The organism is Arthrobacter flavus, assembly GCF_039526005.1.
Lineage (GTDB): Bacteria > Actinomycetota > Actinomycetes > Actinomycetales > Micrococcaceae > Arthrobacter_D > Arthrobacter_D flavus.
Genome location: NZ_BAAAIJ010000047.1, coordinates 103476 through 118900, shown reverse-complemented (window position 1 = coordinate 118900; position 15425 = coordinate 103476). Strand labels below are relative to the sequence as shown.

General features: G+C 61.5%; 15 protein-coding genes. 10 read left to right on the top strand and 5 right to left on the bottom strand.

The window, feature by feature from the left end:
- Positions 1 to 101 precede the first annotated feature (101 nt).
- Positions 102 to 1625, top strand: a complete 1524-nt coding sequence (gene exaC / locus ABD059_RS10610) for an acetaldehyde dehydrogenase ExaC (RefSeq protein WP_343879788.1) — start codon at positions 102 to 104, stop codon at positions 1623 to 1625.
- A 24-nt stretch (positions 1626 to 1649) separates the two neighbouring features.
- Positions 1650 to 2045: a DUF779 domain-containing protein gene (locus ABD059_RS10605; protein WP_343879786.1), complete on the top strand. Its 396-nt coding sequence runs from the start codon at positions 1650 to 1652 to the stop codon at positions 2043 to 2045.
- A 374-nt stretch (positions 2046 to 2419) separates the two neighbouring features.
- On the opposite strand, the gene ABD059_RS10600 is transcribed toward ABD059_RS10605, so the two are convergent.
- Positions 2420 to 2563 carry a hypothetical protein gene (locus tag ABD059_RS10600; protein WP_343879784.1) on the bottom strand — a complete coding sequence of 48 codons (144 nt, stop codon included), beginning with the start codon at positions 2561 to 2563 and terminating at the stop codon, positions 2420 to 2422.
- A gap of 190 nt (positions 2564 to 2753) precedes the next feature.
- Here ABD059_RS10600 and ABD059_RS10595 point away from each other — a divergent pair, with 190 nt between their 5' ends.
- From ABD059_RS10595 to ABD059_RS10580, 4 genes are all read left to right on the top strand, one after another.
- A complete protein-coding gene (locus tag ABD059_RS10595) occupies positions 2754 to 3221 on the top strand; it encodes a GreA/GreB family elongation factor (protein ID WP_343879782.1) in 468 nt (155 codons plus the stop codon).
- A gap of 84 nt (positions 3222 to 3305) precedes the next feature.
- Positions 3306 to 4007: a TetR/AcrR family transcriptional regulator gene (locus ABD059_RS10590; protein ID WP_343879780.1), complete on the top strand. Its 702-nt coding sequence runs from the start codon at positions 3306 to 3308 to the stop codon at positions 4005 to 4007.
- 87 nt (positions 4008 to 4094) lie between these two features.
- The gene (locus ABD059_RS10585; RefSeq protein WP_343879778.1) at positions 4095 to 6662 is read left to right on the top strand and encodes an MMPL family transporter; all 2568 of its coding nucleotides are present in this window, start codon (positions 4095 to 4097) and stop codon (positions 6660 to 6662) included.
- 60 nt (positions 6663 to 6722) lie between these two features.
- Positions 6723 to 7328 carry a TetR/AcrR family transcriptional regulator gene (locus tag ABD059_RS10580; protein WP_343879776.1) on the top strand — a complete coding sequence of 202 codons (606 nt, stop codon included), beginning with the start codon at positions 6723 to 6725 and terminating at the stop codon, positions 7326 to 7328.
- A 116-nt stretch (positions 7329 to 7444) separates the two neighbouring features.
- Here ABD059_RS10580 and ABD059_RS10575 read toward each other — a convergent pair whose 3' ends face one another.
- Both ABD059_RS10575 and ABD059_RS10570 read right to left on the bottom strand, forming a co-directional pair.
- Entirely contained in the window at positions 7445 to 8938 is a 1494-nt protein-coding gene (locus ABD059_RS10575; RefSeq protein WP_343879774.1) for a catalase, read from the bottom strand.
- A 55-nt stretch (positions 8939 to 8993) separates the two neighbouring features.
- On the bottom strand, positions 8994 to 9443 hold the full coding sequence (locus ABD059_RS10570; RefSeq protein ID WP_343880546.1) for a Fur family transcriptional regulator: 450 nt from the start codon (positions 9441 to 9443) through the stop codon (positions 8994 to 8996).
- A 105-nt stretch (positions 9444 to 9548) separates the two neighbouring features.
- Between ABD059_RS10570 and ABD059_RS10565 the strand changes: the two genes are divergently transcribed.
- The 4 genes from ABD059_RS10565 to htpX all read left to right on the top strand — a co-directional run bounded on the left by ABD059_RS10565 (position 9549) and on the right by htpX (position 13363).
- Positions 9549 to 10307, top strand: a complete 759-nt coding sequence (locus tag ABD059_RS10565) for an alpha/beta fold hydrolase (protein WP_343879772.1) — start codon at positions 9549 to 9551, stop codon at positions 10305 to 10307.
- Entirely contained in the window at positions 10294 to 10992 is a 699-nt protein-coding gene (locus tag ABD059_RS10560) for an esterase/lipase family protein (protein WP_343879770.1), read from the top strand. Before ABD059_RS10565 ends, ABD059_RS10560 begins: the two co-directional genes overlap by 14 nt.
- A 120-nt stretch (positions 10993 to 11112) precedes the next feature.
- Positions 11113 to 12393, top strand: coding sequence for an MFS transporter (locus ABD059_RS10555; protein WP_343879768.1), 1281 nt, complete (start codon positions 11113 to 11115; stop codon positions 12391 to 12393).
- Between the two features lie 91 nt (positions 12394 to 12484).
- Positions 12485 to 13363, top strand: a complete 879-nt coding sequence (gene htpX / locus ABD059_RS10550) for a zinc metalloprotease HtpX (RefSeq protein WP_343879766.1) — start codon at positions 12485 to 12487, stop codon at positions 13361 to 13363.
- A gap of 99 nt (positions 13364 to 13462) precedes the next feature.
- On the opposite strand, the gene putP is transcribed toward htpX, so the two are convergent.
- Both putP and ABD059_RS10540 read right to left on the bottom strand, forming a co-directional pair.
- Positions 13463 to 14989: a sodium/proline symporter PutP gene (gene putP / locus ABD059_RS10545; protein WP_343879764.1), complete on the bottom strand. Its 1527-nt coding sequence runs from the start codon at positions 14987 to 14989 to the stop codon at positions 13463 to 13465.
- A gap of 204 nt (positions 14990 to 15193) precedes the next feature.
- Positions 15194 to 15425, bottom strand: a 232-nt coding sequence (locus ABD059_RS10540; RefSeq protein WP_343879762.1) for an HNH endonuclease, incomplete at its 5' end; no start/stop codon positions are given.

Sequence of the window (15425 nt, the reverse complement as noted above, 5' to 3'; positions counted from 1 at the left end):
GGCCTCTGCCGGGACAGTGTGCAACCTTCGTGCAACTGATGCGTACTTACACTTCGAAATGAGGACGACGACGTCCTGATTCGAACCCAAGGAGTTAAACAATGACTGTTTACGCCCAGCCCGGCCAGGATGGATCCAAAATCACGTTCAAGCCACGTTACGAAAACTGGATTGGCGGTGAATGGGTGGCCCCCAGCAAGGGGCAGTACTTCGAAAATATCTCTCCCGTCAACGGTAAGGCCTTCTGTGAGGTTGCGCGGGGCACCGCCGAAGACATCGAGCTGGCCCTCGACGCCGCCCACAAGGCTGCCCCCGCGTGGGGGAAAACGTCGGTGGCTGAGCGTGCGGCGATCCTTAACCGGGTAGCAGACCGGATCGAAGAGAATCTGGAAATGCTGGCGGTCGCCGAAACCTGGGACAACGGCAAGCCCATCCGGGAAGTGCTCGCCGCCGACCTCCCACTCGCAGCGGATCACTTCCGCTATTTTGCCAGCGCTGTCCGCGCACAGGAAGGGCGCCTGTCCCAGCTGGACGACAACATGACCGCCTACCACTTCCACGAGCCACTGGGCGTGGTGGGGCAGATCATCCCCTGGAACTTCCCGATCCTGATGGCCACCTGGAAACTTGCCCCCGCGCTGGCCGCTGGCAATGCCGTCGTCCTCAAACCAGCCGAGCAGACACCGACGTCGATCCTGGTTCTCATGGAGCTGCTCAGCGATATCCTGCCCCCAGGAGTGCTGAACGTGGTGAACGGTTTCGGCGTGGAGGCTGGGAAGCCACTCGCGTCGTCGAAGCGGATCCGGAAAATCGCCTTTACCGGTGAAACGACCACCGGCCGGTTGATCAGCCAGTACGCGAGCCAAAACCTCATCCCGGTCACCTTGGAACTCGGTGGGAAAAGCCCCAACATCTTCTTCGGCGATGTTGCCGACAAGAACGACGCGTTCTACGACAAGGCGCTTGAAGGATTCGCGCTCTTCGCATTCAACCAGGGCGAGGTGTGCACCTGTCCTTCCCGGGCACTGATCCAGGACTCGATGTACGACTCCTTTATGGCCGACGCCATCGCGCGGACCGAGAAAATGGTGCAGGGCAATCCGCTGGACACGGACACCCAGGTCGGCGCCCAGGCATCCAATGACCAGCTGGAAAAGGTCCTGTCCTACTTCGACATCGGCAGGCAGGAAGGAGCGAAGGTCCTCATCGGTGGTGAACGGATCACCCTGGACGGAGACCTTTCAGAGGGCTTCTATGTCAAGCCGACCATCTTCGAGGGCACCAACTCCATGCGGGTATTCCAGGAAGAGATCTTTGGACCTGTAGTGTCGGTCACCCGCTTTAGCGACTACGCCGAAGCAATGCAGATCGCCAACGACACCCTCTACGGGCTCGGCGCTGGTGTCTGGTCCCGCAATGGGAACGTCGCCTACCGCGCTGGCCGTGAGATCCAGGCCGGCCGGGTCTGGGTGAACAACTACCACGCCTACCCTGCCGGGGCTGCGTTCGGTGGCTACAAGTCCTCAGGCATTGGCCGTGAAAACCACACGATGATGCTAGATCACTACCAGCAGACCAAGAACCTGTTGGTCAGCTACAGCGAGGACAGGCTGGGCTTCTTCTAGAGAGCGGTGATTCCCAAAGGAGCAATGATGACAGTCGAAGCCAGCATTGAGCTTCCGGGGGAGGATTTCTCCCGGGTAGCGCTCACGGAGTCGGCGGTGGCGCTGTTGAGGAAGCTGTGGGATCTTCATGGACCCCTGATGTTTCACCAATCGGGTGGCTGCTGCGATGGGTCCTCGCCCATGTGTTTTCCAGCGGGTGATTTCATCACTGCGGAAGCCGATGTGCTGCTCGGAGTCCTGAATGTCGGTGGCGAAGGTGAACCGGCCCAGTTGATCGAGTTCTGGATGTCCCGCGAACAGTTCGAGTACTGGCGGCACACGCATCTCACGGTCGATGTGGTTCCCGGGCGGGGGAGCGGATTCTCCGTCGAAGCTCCAGAAGGAGTCCGGTTTCTGATCCGATCCCGGCTGATGTTCTAGCTCCGGCGAACACTTGGGTCGCAGCGAACGCGGCAGAAAACTGCAAGCGCAGCACATATATTGGCTGCATTCGTGGTTATCTGCCGCGTTTGCAGGTTTTTAGGAGCTGACGACGTCGCCCGCAACAAATTCGCGACTCCGCACAAATTCGCGAGGGAGGGCTGTCCTGCCGTTGACATTCCCGACGGCGGCCACCCAAAGCGAATTAGATCCGGAACGACGGGAAAAAACAGAAGGTTGTTTCTTGATTCTGGGAATTGATTCTCCTTGGACCTAAAAGGCGGGTCGGGAACAGGAAAAAGCCGCGGATGGCTGGGTGCGGGAAGAACGCCCGCATCCAGCCATCCGAAGGATCAAGGATCACGTCCTCGAAGCTAGCGGCGATTCTTGCGCGGCTTGGCGAACAGCGAGTCGCTGAGCTCAGCCTTAGCCTTTTTGGCGGCTCGTTTCTCGAGCATCGATTTGCCCTGTTTTTTGGCACCCACGTTCCGCGGGGATTTTCCTGACAATGTGATCACCACCTTTTTCTTCCGATACCAAGACCATACCCACTTAAATATTTAATGCCAGTCGCTGAAAATCGTTGTTCTGCATGGAGTTTCATAAATTGCCAAAAGCAGGAAAAGGGCTACGATCAGAGTCACTACCAACATATGCTTTTTATTGATCGTCTCTTTTGGGGGCAGTCATCTGAGTTAGAGGAGAGAAATGCTTCAGTCAACCGCCGCTGTCACCTGGCTCACGCCCGAGGCTCACGCGCGCCTGCATGCGGAACTCAATGGGTTGATGGAAGCACGTGGTTCCCAGCAGGAGCCCTCGGACCAGGTCGCCGGCGAGGCGCGGATCCGCCAACTGATGGGTGTTCTGAAGAGCGTGCGCTTCCACTCGCCCGAGGACGACGGAATTATCGAGCCCGGAATGGTCATAGAGGCGTGCATTGACTCACTTCCCGAAACGTTCCTGATGGGGAGCCGGGAGATTTTTGGCGACGGGGACATCCAGGTCTTCAGCGAGCACAGCCCTCTTGGGCTGGCTATCCTCGGGTTGAAGCCAGGTGACCTGGCCTCCTATGTGGCACCCAGTGGGCGGATAATCTCCGTATCCATCATCTCGGCAAAGCCATACAACCTACCCGTGCCCACCCCTGAGGTCGTGATTACCAAGCCTCGGACCTGAGTCCGCGATGGCTCGGAGTAGATGTGAGTAGGCACACGGTCAAACCTGTTGCACGGGATGCAAATGTGCACTTAGTGTAAGAATGTGAAGAATTCGACTGACGTGATGAGCGCCGTCTTCGTGCCGGGAGCACCGGAAACGCCGGAAACCCAGACTGCGAGCGGAGCACCCGCACCCTCAGCAGCGCCAAGCCGGCGCGAGCAGAATAAGCTCGACACCCGGCGAGCCATCGCCGAATCCGCGCTCAACCTCGCGCGCAGCCATGGGATAGGCAACTTCACAGCAGACCAGGTAGCTGCCGACGCAGGGGTGTCACGCCGCACTTTCTTCAACTACTTCCACGGCGCCGAAGAAGCGCTCACCACCTCTACTGACGCCTTTCTCGAACTCGCTGCCGCCGAATTCATGGCAAGGCCAGCCGATGAACCCCTCTTCGAGGCGATGATCGCTGCGCTCGCGGCCATCGCCAAGACCGAGAACCTCAGCGTCTGCGGGGAGCTCTTCCGGATGGCCGAGGAAAGCCCCGAGCTGATGCGCAGTCAGCTGCATGCCTGGGAGCGAGCCGAAACCCGGATCCGCCAAGCCGTCAACGAACGGTTGGGCGGCAACCTCGATCCCCTTTACCTGCTTGCTCTCGTTGGTGCTGTGCTCTCCTGCGTCAAGGCCGCCATGCAGGTGTGGGCCGCCGCAGTAGACGAACCCTTCGCCGCTTCAGCGAGCGATCTGGAAGACCAGATCGTCGGGGCTCTCTCGATGTTGCGCGACGGATTCAGCAACCCCAGCTAAACCGCCCGCAACCGTCACGCCGATCACCACCGACCGGTCCCGCCACCTTTATTGCTTCCAACAACCGAACGAACCGAGGAACACTTCATGGCACACCTGCTGTACCGCTTAGGCAAGTTTGCATCACGACGGCGCTGGTGGATTGTTTCCGCGTGGCTTGCCATTCTGCTGGCCGTGGGAGGTTCAGCGGCCGCTTTCTCGGGCACGTTGAGCAACAACTTCACCATTCCCGGCACTGAGTCGCAGCGTGTCCTGGATGAGCTGAGGGACACCATGCCGGAAGCCATTGGCGGCATGGGGACCATTGTGTTCACGGCCCCGGATGCTGCAATGACCGATGAACAGCAGGCCGCCGTCGAGGACGCACTCGCTGACCTTGAACAGGTGGAGGGCGTCGAATCAGTCATTAACCCCTTCGACATCTCCCGGCAGCTCGAGGAAGGCCAGGCCGGCATCGACGAGGGCCGCGCTGAAATTGAGCAGGCCACCACCGAGCTGGAAGCCGGCGCAGTCCAGGCAGCAGCCGGTCAGGCGGATCTGGATGCCCAGCGCGCCGAGTTTGAACAGAGCCGGGACCTGCTCCCGCCCGAGCAGGCTGGGGCTATCGAGGCTCAGCTGGAGGAGGGCCAGGCCCAGCTCGATGCGTCACTTGCCGAGATTGAAGAAGGTCGGGGTCAGCTTGATGAGGGCCTCGCAGAGATCGACCTCGCCGAGCGAACCCTTGAGGCGTCCGCCGGAATCAAGTTCGTGTCCGATGACGGCTCCGCAGCGGTAGCCAGCGTCCAGTTCGACTCCCAGATCGACGCCGTCACCCCAGAAACCCGCGAAGCGGTCCAGGTTGCAGCCGACGCTGCCGCCGAAGTGGGCGTTGAGGTCAACTACAGCAAGGAAATTGTCCAGGACATTTCCGAAATCTTCGGGATCGCAGAGATTGTCGGGCTGCTGGTCGCTGTCATCGTGCTGATTGTCATGCTCGGCACCCTGGTTGCCGCCGGGTTGCCGCTGCTGATGGCCATCGTCGGCGTCGGGGTCGGGGTGGGTGTGACCTTTGCACTGACCGGCGTCATCTCAATGAGCTCCATTACCCCCGTGCTCGCTTTGATGCTCGGACTCGCTGTCGGCATCGACTACTCCCTGTTCATCGTGAACCGGCACCGGACCCAATTGCTCCGCGGCATGGACCTGCAGGAATCGATTGGTCGGGCCACCGGTACCGCCGGAAACGCCGTCCTGTTTGCGGGCATCACCGTGATTATTGCCCTCGCAGCCCTCGCCGTACCCGGGTTGCCGTTCCTGACACTGCTCGGGATGTCAGCTGCGGGGACGGTTGCTGTCGCGGTCCTCGTGGCGCTTACCCTGACCCCGGCGTTACTCGGGTTCATGGGTCGGAAGGTGATCTCCCGCCGCCGGTGGGCCAAAGCCGAGGCAGAGTCCGACCTCAACTCCTCCCATGAGCAGTTGCAGCTTGAGGCCGACAAGCTGGCTGCCAGCGGGCGTGGCTGGGGTGGCTTTGCCACCCGCAAACCGATCCTCACCCTCGTCGCGGGTGTGGCAGCCCTTGCAGTTATCGCACTCCCGGCCCTTGAGCTTCGGGTGGGCCTGCCCGACGGCGGCTCGGAGCCAGCGGACTCGACGGCATTCCAGGCCTACGAGCTGGCCGGGGAGTATTTCGGCGAAGGGACCAACGGTCCGCTGCTGGTGGTGGCCAACCTGCCCGCGACTGACTCTGACGCTGAACTGAGCGAACTCCAGCTTGAGGTTGCCGACCGGCTGGCCGCCGTCGACAACACCGCCGCAGCCGTTCCGGCTGGCGTCAGCGACGACGGGCGGACCGGCATTTTCCAGGTGATCCCCACCGAGGGACCCGCCAGCGAGAGCACCGAAGAACTGGTCCGAGAGCTCCGCGACTCAGCGCCGGTCATTGAATCGGACACCGGCGTCCTCATCTCGGTAACCGGTCAGACGGCAGCCAACATCGACGTCTCAGAGAAGCTGATGGAGGCAATGCCCCTCTACCTGGGGATCGTCGTCGGGCTGTCGCTGGTGCTGCTGCTCCTCGTGTTCAGATCAATCCTGGTTCCCTTGATCGCCACAGCAGGTTTCCTGCTCTCGCTGCTGGCTAGCTTTGGTGCCACCGTGGCGATCTACCAGTGGGGCTGGTTCGGTGACATTTTCGGGGTGACCAACCCGGGGCCGATCCTCAGCTTCCTGCCGATCATCCTGATTGGCGTCCTGTTCGGATTGGCAATGGATTACCAGATGTTCCTGGTCTCGGGGATGCGTGAGGCCTGGGTCCACGGGGGCAGTGCCAAGAGCGCCGTCCGGGTGGGCTTTAGCCACGGTGCACGGGTGGTGACCGCTGCAGCCATCATTATGGTCGCAGTCTTCGCCGGATTCGTGTTTTCCCACTTGACCATGGTCCGGCCGATCGGGTTTGGCCTGGCCTTCGGGGTGCTGATTGACGCTTTTGTGGTCAGGATGACCCTGGTACCAGCCGCTATGTACCTGCTCGGAAAGCACGCGTGGTGGCTACCGAAGTGGCTGGATCGTATCTTGCCGGATGTGGATGTAGAGGGCGCCAAGCTGGCCCAGTCAGTGCCGGCGACGACGACTGCCGCTTCTGATGATGTCGATCAGGTAACAGTCAAGGGGTAAGGTGTCGCGGCCGGGTGCGCCGGTGCTCGCTGGGATGTAAGCCGACGTACTATTCAAGACATGGCACGACCACCCAACCCAGAGCGCAAGAAGGAACTGCTTGACCAGATCCTTGACTACTTGCTGGATAAGACGTTCGCAGGGCTCAGCTTTCGTACTCTGGCGGATGGCCTTGGTATCAGCAGTTACGTGCTGGTCTACCACTTCGGCAATCGCGAGGAGCTGGTCAACCAGATTGTCACCCATATTGAACGTCGTCATGATTCGGTGAAGCTGCCCCGCCCGGAAGACCTCAGCCGTGAGGACTTCCGGGAGTGGTCTCTGGCCACGTGGCGGTGGACTCAGATTGAGCGCAACAGGCAACTGCAGCGGCTCGAGTTCGAGGCATCCCTCCACGACGCGGTCAGCGATTCACCGCGTGAGAGCGCAGTGGCGAAGTATGACTACTGGCATGGGTTCATCAGGGACTGGCTATTGTTCCAGGGCATGCCGGCCGACCGGGTGGACGCGACGGCCCGGATGCAGCTGTCGGGGATTTACGGCCTGCAGTATGACTTCGTGGTGAACCGCGACCGGCAAGCAGCTGAAGGTGCCCTGCTGCTGATGCTCGACTACTTCTTCGATTACCTCGACCAGGTGACCGAGCCGGAACAGCGGCGGGTCTGACCAGATCCACAGTGCACCTGCGTCAGGCACCAACAAGCAGGGCAACGAGAAAGGCGGGCCCCACGGGGCCCGCCTTTCTCGTTGCCCTGTGGGCTAGCAATCGGTCAAGCTAAGAGTTAGACCTTATTGGCTGCTTCTGCCTGGGTGTTGCCACCGGAAGCGTCTGCGCCGAGGGCCGCACGGAGCTTGGCGCCGAGTTCGACGTCGACGTTGGTCCAGTACTGGATGGCCCGTTCCCGGATGGCATCGATGGTCACGCCGCCCACGGCACCGGTGATGGTGTCGAGGAAGCGGGCCCGCTCGCCGTCGGAGAACACCTCCCGGTACAGGGTGCCTGCCTGGCCGAAGTCGTCGTCCTCAGCGTGGAGGGAGTGGGCGGCGCGTACCAGATCGCCGTCGTTCTCCCAGCCACCGTGAGGGCCGTACTGTGCCGGATCAGCGGCTGGGCCACCCACCGAGTTCGGAGCGTAGACCGGAGTAGACGCCGAGTTGAAGTCGTACCGTGCCGCTCCGTCCTTCGAGTAGTTGCGGACCTCGTTCTTCGGCGCGTTGACGGGCAGCTGTGCGTGGTTGGTGCCCACGCGGTAGCGGTGTGCGTCGGCGTAGGAGAAGATCCGTGCCTGCAGCATCCGGTCAGGGCTGGCCGCGATGCCGGGGACGAAGTTCGACGGCGCAAAGGCGGCCTGCTCGATCTGCGCGAAGTAGTTTTCCGGGTTGCGGTTCAGGGTCAGCTTGCCGACGGGGATCAGCGGGTAGTCGCCCTGAGGCCAGACCTTGGTGAGGTCGAACGGGTTGAAGCGGTAGTCCTTGGCGTCGTCGTACGGCATGATCTGGACCTTGAGGTCCCAGCTGGGGAAGTTGCCGGCGGCGATGTTCTCGGACAGGTCGCGCAGGTGGTGATCGGCGTCCGACCCGGCAAGCGCCTCGGCCTGGTCCCCGGTCAGTACCTCGTGGCCCTGGTTGGACTTGAAATGGTACTTGACCCAGGACTTCACACCGGCTTCGTTGATCCACATGAAGGTGTGCGATCCGTAGCCGTTCATGGTGCGCCACGAGTTGGGCAGACCGCGATCGCCCATCAGCCAGGTCACCTGGTGTGCTGACTCGGGGCTGAGAGTCCAGAAGTCCCACTGCATGTCGGCGTCGCGCAGGTTGGTTCCCGGCAGGCGCTTCTGTGAGTGGATGAAGTCGGGGAACTTGATGCCGTCGCGAATAAAGAAGACGGGGGTGTTGTTGCCGACCAGGTCGTAGTTGCCCTCGTCGGTGTAGAACTTCAGGGCGAAGCCGCGGGGGTCGCGCCAGGTGTCGGGTGAACCCTGCTCGCCGGCAACCGAAGAGAAACGCAGCAGCGTCTCGGTGACCGCGCCTGGCTGGAACAGGGATGCCTTGGTGTATTCGCTGACGTCTGAGGTGACCTCGAAGGTACCGAACGCGCCGCCGCCCTTGGCATGGACCACACGCTCGGGGACACGCTCGCGGTTGAACTGCGCAAGCTTCTCGATCAGGTAGTGATCGGTCAGGGGGATGGCGCCGTCGCGTCCCAGGCTGGACGAGTTGGCGTCATCGATGACTGGTGCTCCGGATTGGGTAGTGCTGAAGTTCGAAGACATAAGGCTCCTTTGTTGGTGCGGTTAGTGACTTTGGGGTGGTCTGGGGTGGGCCGAACTAGCGGCAGTCGGTGCAGAGGCCCTGATAGACGACATCGGCAATTTGGATGGTCATCGGGCTGGCGCCTTCCGGCCACTGCGGGGTCAGGCAGGGCGCATGGCCGACGGCGCAATCGACGTCCTCGATGCGGCCGCAGCCGGTGCAGACGGCATGGTGATGGTTGTCGTCGACACGGGTCTCGTACCGGGCGGGAGAGTGGGGGGTCTCGATCCGACGCAGCAAACCTAGCCCGGTCAAATCAGCCAACACTACATAGACGGATTGCACAGTGATGTCAGGTAACTCAACGCGGACGCTGGCGGTGATGTCCTCGGTGGTGGCATGGGGGGACAGGTCGACGGCGGCCAGCACCGCAAGGCGCTGGCGGGTTACCCGGCGGCCGTTGGCACGCAGGGTGGTAGCCCACTGCGCCTCAGCGACTTCCTGTCGTGTTGCCATCTCCGTCATCGCCTCAGTCAACCATCTATTCTGAGAAACTCATAATAGGCGCGCCGATGGCGGTGGGGTGGCCGGGCGTTGGGTACCGTTAGGAGATCACTGAGAGGGGTGTTCATGAGCCGATCCATCTGGGAGCACTCCCAAACCGTCGTGGTGGACGGGGTTTCCTGTTCCGTCAGGACCGTCGGAGCTGGCGACCGCGAGGTGGTTTTGATTCATGGGATCGGGGTCTCCGCGCGCTATTTCGAGCCGGTGGCCGAACGCCTGGCCCGGACCTGCACCGTGCACGCCATCGAGCTCCCCGGGTTCGGGGCCATGCCCGCGCCGCGTCGCCGGCTTACGGTCAAGGAGTTTGGCGGTATTGCCGCTGCTGTGATGCGGATCCTCGGAGTGCGCGACGCCGTCGTCGTCGGACACTCGATGGGCTCCCAGGTTGCTGCCGAAGCGGTGCGTGCTGCCCCCGAGCTGGTGGGCCGGCTGGTGCTGCTCGCACCAACCATCAACGATCGGGAGCGCACTGTCGCCACACAGATGATGCGTCTGGCACAGGACACCCTGAGGGAGTCGCCGGTGGCTAACTACATTGTGATTTCCGATTATTTCCGGGCCGGGATGAGGTGGTATTTGAAGACCCTGCCGTCCATGCTGGAACACCGGTTGGAGGAGGCGCTGCCGGACATCACCTGTCCCGTCATTCTGGTGCGGGGAAGCCGCGACCCGATTGTCCCCAGCGACTGGCTGGCTCGGTTGGCAGCTACTGGTCAGGTGGTGACAACCGGGGAAATCCAAGGGGAGCCGCACGTGATGATGTATCGCTCGCCCGAACCCACCGCCCGATTCTGCCTTGGCGAGACATCACGTGTCACTCGCTAAACGAGGCTGGTCGTGGGTGCTGGACTACGTCTACGTTGGGTACTGGCAGGTGCACGGGTTCCTCTTTCGGGACGACCCATCCCAGTACCTGACCCCCGAACGTGACGCCGGTCCGCCGGTGCTTCTCATCCCCGGCATCTATGAGACCTGGCAGTTCATGCGCCCGGTCGCGGCTCATCTGGCGTCGGCTGGCCACCCGGTCCATGTGGTCCAGCAGCTCGGGTACAACCGGGGCACCGTTCAGTCCATGGGAAAGTTCGTTGCTGAATACCTGGCGGCCCATGACCTTAGCGATGTTGTGCTCGTGGCGCACAGCAAGGGCGGACTGATCGGAAAATACGTGATGACGCAGCCCGACAGCGGAGACCGCGTGAGGCAACTGATCGCCATCAACGCCCCGTTTTCGGGTTCCATCTACGCGAACTTCTTCATCCTTCCGAGCATCAGGGCGTTCTCGCCGAGGAACAAGTTTCTTCGCACCCAGCTGGCCAATAGTGGGGCAAACGCGCGGATCACCTCCATCTACAGCAGCTTCGACCCCCACATCCCGCGGGGCAGTGAGCTGCCAGGAGCCGAGAATATCCAACTGCCCACCATGGGTCACTTCAGGATCATCGGCGACAAGCGGTTGCTCGACGTCGTCGACCAGGCGATCGCCGACCACGACTCCCGTCCGGGCAGATAGCTCGTTCGGGCCCAGCGCTCCGATCCTTACCCGAGAGGCACGCAGTGGTTGTTCAGCCGGTGGCCACCGTCCAGGATCATTGGTTGCTGGAGGAAACCACTTCCCCGTTACACTTCATAAGTGCCCAAACTTTTAGCCGACATCACCCCTCTTAAAGAGAGCCCGGCGTTCCGTCGTCTCTTCTTCGGGATGGCCCTGTCAGCTGTTGGCACGCAGCTGACCCTGGTGGCGGTGAGCCTGCAGGTCTACAACCTGACCGAGTCCAGCCTGAGCGTTGGCCTGCTGGGATTGTTCGCCCTGGTTCCCCTCGTGGTTGCTGGACTCTACGGTGGTGCGATTGCTGACGCGCATGACCGGCGCAAAGTCGCCCTGGTGTCCGGATTCTTCCTGTGGGGCAGCACCATGGCGATTGCCGCGCAGGCCTGGGCGGGCATAGAAAACGTGTGGCTGCTCTACGCCCTGGTGGCAGTCCACTCGGGCGCCGCAGGGATCAACCAGCCCACCCGGACAGCCATCATTCCGCGACTGGTCCGTCCCGAACTGCTGCCGGCAGCCAACGCGCTCAGCATGATCACCTTCGGGTTGGCGATGACAGTGGGTCCACTGTTCGCCGGGTTGCTGGTTGCCCAGGTGGGATACGGCTGGACCTATACGGTTGACGTCGTCACCTTCACTGCAGCGCTGTGGGCGCTGTTCAAGCTGCCACCGATGCCGCCGGAGGGTAAGGTCCGGAAGGCTGGCCTCGCGACGGTACTTGAAGGATTCAGGTACCTGGGGACGCGGCCCAATATCCGGATGACGTTCCTGATTGACCTCGCAGCCATGGTGATGGCCCAGCCGCGGGCGCTGCTGCCAGCGATCGGGGCGGTACTTATCGGCGGTGGCGAGCTCACAGTTGGGATCCTGTTGGCCTCTGTCGCCGTTGGAGCTGTTCTTGCAGGGCTGTTCTCTGGGCCGTTGGGCCACATTCACCGGCAGGGACTTGCAGTGATGTGGTCGGTAATTGGATGGGGAGCCTCGGTGAGTGCCTTCGGGCTGGTCGTGGTGATGGCGGGCAATTCCCAGGCCGCTGCGCCCGATACCCTGTCCCCGTGGATCATCCCGGCGGCGATCTGCCTTGTCTTCGCCGGGATCTCCGATTCCGTCAGTGGCGTTTTCCGCAGCACCATCCTGCAATCGGCTACCCCCGATGCGATGAGGGGCCGGCTGCAGGGCGTATTCATCGTCGTCGTTGCCGGCGGTCCCCGGCTGGGCGACATGGTGGCCGGTGGCAACGCCGAATGGCTCGGGGAAGGCTGGACAGCTGTCTTTGGTGGGCTGCTCTGTATTGTGCTGGTCATCATTTTGATGAAGCGCCAACCCCGCTTTGCGCAGTACGATTCACGTAACCCCGAACCATAGCGGGCCGGAACAGCACGGTATTTGGAACAGCACGGTATTTTTGTGCGTTGTACTCGGTGAATGACCGATACTCAAGGAGTTGGCAGTTTCAGTGCATAATCATTTCAACGGTGCCAAGACGGTAATGCTGTTTGGTGCCCTTATGGGTATCTTCCTGGTTTTTGGTGCTGTTATTGCCGGTGCCACGGGCAGCTCAGCCTTCATCTGGATTTTCGCGCTGATCGGCGTGGGCTCGGTGGCGTACAGCTACTGGAACAGCGACAAGCTGGCCATCCGGGCGATGAAGGCAATGCCGGTGACCGAGCAGCAGGCCCCGGCCATGTACCGCATTGTGCGCGAGCTCAGCACCAAAGCAAACAAGCCAATGCCGCGCCTGTACGTTTCGCCCACCATGGCGCCCAATGCCTTCGCTACCGGCCGTAACCCCGAAAACTCGGCGGTGTGCTGCACCCAGGGCATCCTGAACCTGCTGAATGAGCGTGAACTGCGCGGTGTCCTCGGCCATGAGCTGATGCACGTGTACAACCGCGACATCTTGCTTAGCTCGATGGCCGCCGCGGTGGCTGGTGTGATCACCTCGGTGGCTCAGATGTTCGCGTTCACCGGCATGATGGGCGGCAACCGGAACTCCGGCGGAAACCCCATCGCTGGGATCCTTCTCGCGATCCTGGCGCCGTTTGCCGCTGCGCTGGTGCGAACAGCCATTGGCCGGACCCGTGAGTACGACGCCGACGAAGATGGCGCCAAGCTCACCGGGGACCCACTTGCCCTGGCCTCGGCGCTGCGGAAGCTGGAGCGTGGCACTCAACAGGCCCCCCTGCCGCAGAGCCAGCAGTTGGTCAACACCTCGCACCTGATGATCGCTAACCCTTTCAAGGGCGGTGGCGTGCAGAAGATGTTCGCCAGCCACCCACCAATGGACGATCGCGTCCAGCGTCTCGAGCGGATGGCCGGCCAGACGCTGCGGTAGTTGTTCTGCCTCACGGTCCTTTCAACGTACGACGACGGCGGCGCCTCCCACGCAGGGAGGCGCCGCCGTCGTCGTACGTGCGGTTGTGGTTCTGCGAGCCTAGGCGGTGGTGATCCTGTCGTCGGCGGCCTTTTCGGCAGCGATCCGTTTGAACGAGCGGGTGCCCTTTACGGCGAGGTCGAATTCTGCTTCGATCTCGGGGTTGGACTTCCAGGTGAGCTTGCTGACCACGATGGCGACGATCAGATTCAGGAAGAAGCCGGGGACAATCTCATACATGGTGTCGGCCAGGGCCGAGTTGCCCCAGGTGAAGACGACGACGGCACCGGAAACCATACCGGCGAGGGCGCCGGGCATCGTGAGCTTCTTCCAGTACAGGGCCAGCAGGACGGTGGGACCGAAGGCAGCGCCGAAGCCAGCCCAGGCGAACGCGACCAGCGAGAGGATCGATTCGTTGCGCCCCGAGGCCAGAACGATAGCGACAATCGCGACGACCAAGACGCCGAGACGGCCAAGGACAACGCCCTGCTTGTTGGTCAGGGTGCGTTTGGAGACCATGTTGTAGAGGTCTTCAACGAGGGCCGATGAGCAGACCACGAGCTGGGAGGAGATGGTGCTCATCACCGCTGCGAGGACCGCCGCAAGGATGATACCGGCGACGAAGGGGTGGAAGAAGGCCTGTGACAGGTCGAGGAACACGGCTTCGGGGTCAGTAAGCGACAGATCAGGGTTCTGCTGGAAGTAGGCGATGCCAACCAGTGCGGTGGAGATAGCGCCAACAACGGTCAGGAGCATCCAGCTGACGCCGATCCGGCGTCCGGCTACTGCATCCTGGGGGGTGCGCATCGCCATGAAGCGAACGATGATGTGCGGCTGGCCGAAGTAGCCCAGGCCCCACGAGGCTGCGGAGATAATGGCTACCGTTGAACCGCCAGCGACGATGTTCAGGAACGACGGGTCAACCTCGCGAATGGACTCAGTCAGGCCACCGAAGCCGCCGACCTGAACCAATCCGATAATGGGAACGATGATGAGTGCCACAAGCATCAGTAGGCCCTGGGCAACATCAGTGAAGGTGGCGCCCATGAAGCCGCCAAAGAGGGTGTAGGCGATGGTGATGGTCGCGACGATGATCATGCCAACGGTGTAGTTGGAGTTGAACGAGCTTTCGAAGAAGACTCCGCCAGCGACCATGCCGGAGGAGACATAGAACGTGAAGAACGCCAGGATGATGATTCCGGAGACGATCCGCAGCATGCGGGTTGAGTCTTTCAGCCTGTTCTCGAGGAAGCTTGGCACGGTAATCGAGTTGTTCGACACCTCGGTGTAACTGCGCAGCCGTGGTGCAACGAATTTCCAGTTGAGCCAGGCCCCGATGGTGAGGCCGATGGCTATCCAGATCTCGATCAGGCCGGAGACGTAGATGGCTCCGGGGAGTCCGAGCAGAAGCCACCCCGACATATCGGAGGCTCCGGCGCTGAGGGCTGCCACGCCCGGCTTGAGTCCACGGCCGGCGAGCATGTAGTCGTCGAGGTCCGAGGTTCTCTTGAAGGCATACCATCCGATTCCGAGCATGGCGCCCATATAGATCACCATTGCGATGATTTGGAATGTCTGGTCGGGCATGACGAGGTCCTCTCATATTTTGCTTGGAATATGCTGAGTGCAGCCGCCGACTATGCCAAAGACGAGCGTCATTGGCTAATAAGGTGATAGGCATCACACTGATTGAATGTACCCATTCGCGGTGTTAGGAAGTATGCTGTCTACTTTTCTTTTGGCCGCGGGGAGATCGTCTGATGCCCGATGAGGTGGAAGGGGCTACGTTTTTTAGAAGGGTGGTGGGTCTTCGTTTGGTGTTGGTGGTGGGTCGGGTTTGGTGAGGTAGGTTTCGCCGGCGGGTGAGATCGCGATGATGGTGCCGGGTTCGGGTTGTCGGTACTGCCAGTAGCCTTCGGATTTGAGTTTGTGGTGGCGTTTGCACAGTGCGGCGAGGTTGCCGTAGCTGGTTTTCCCGCCTTGTGACCAGGGTTTCGTATGGTCGAGTTCACAAAACACTGCT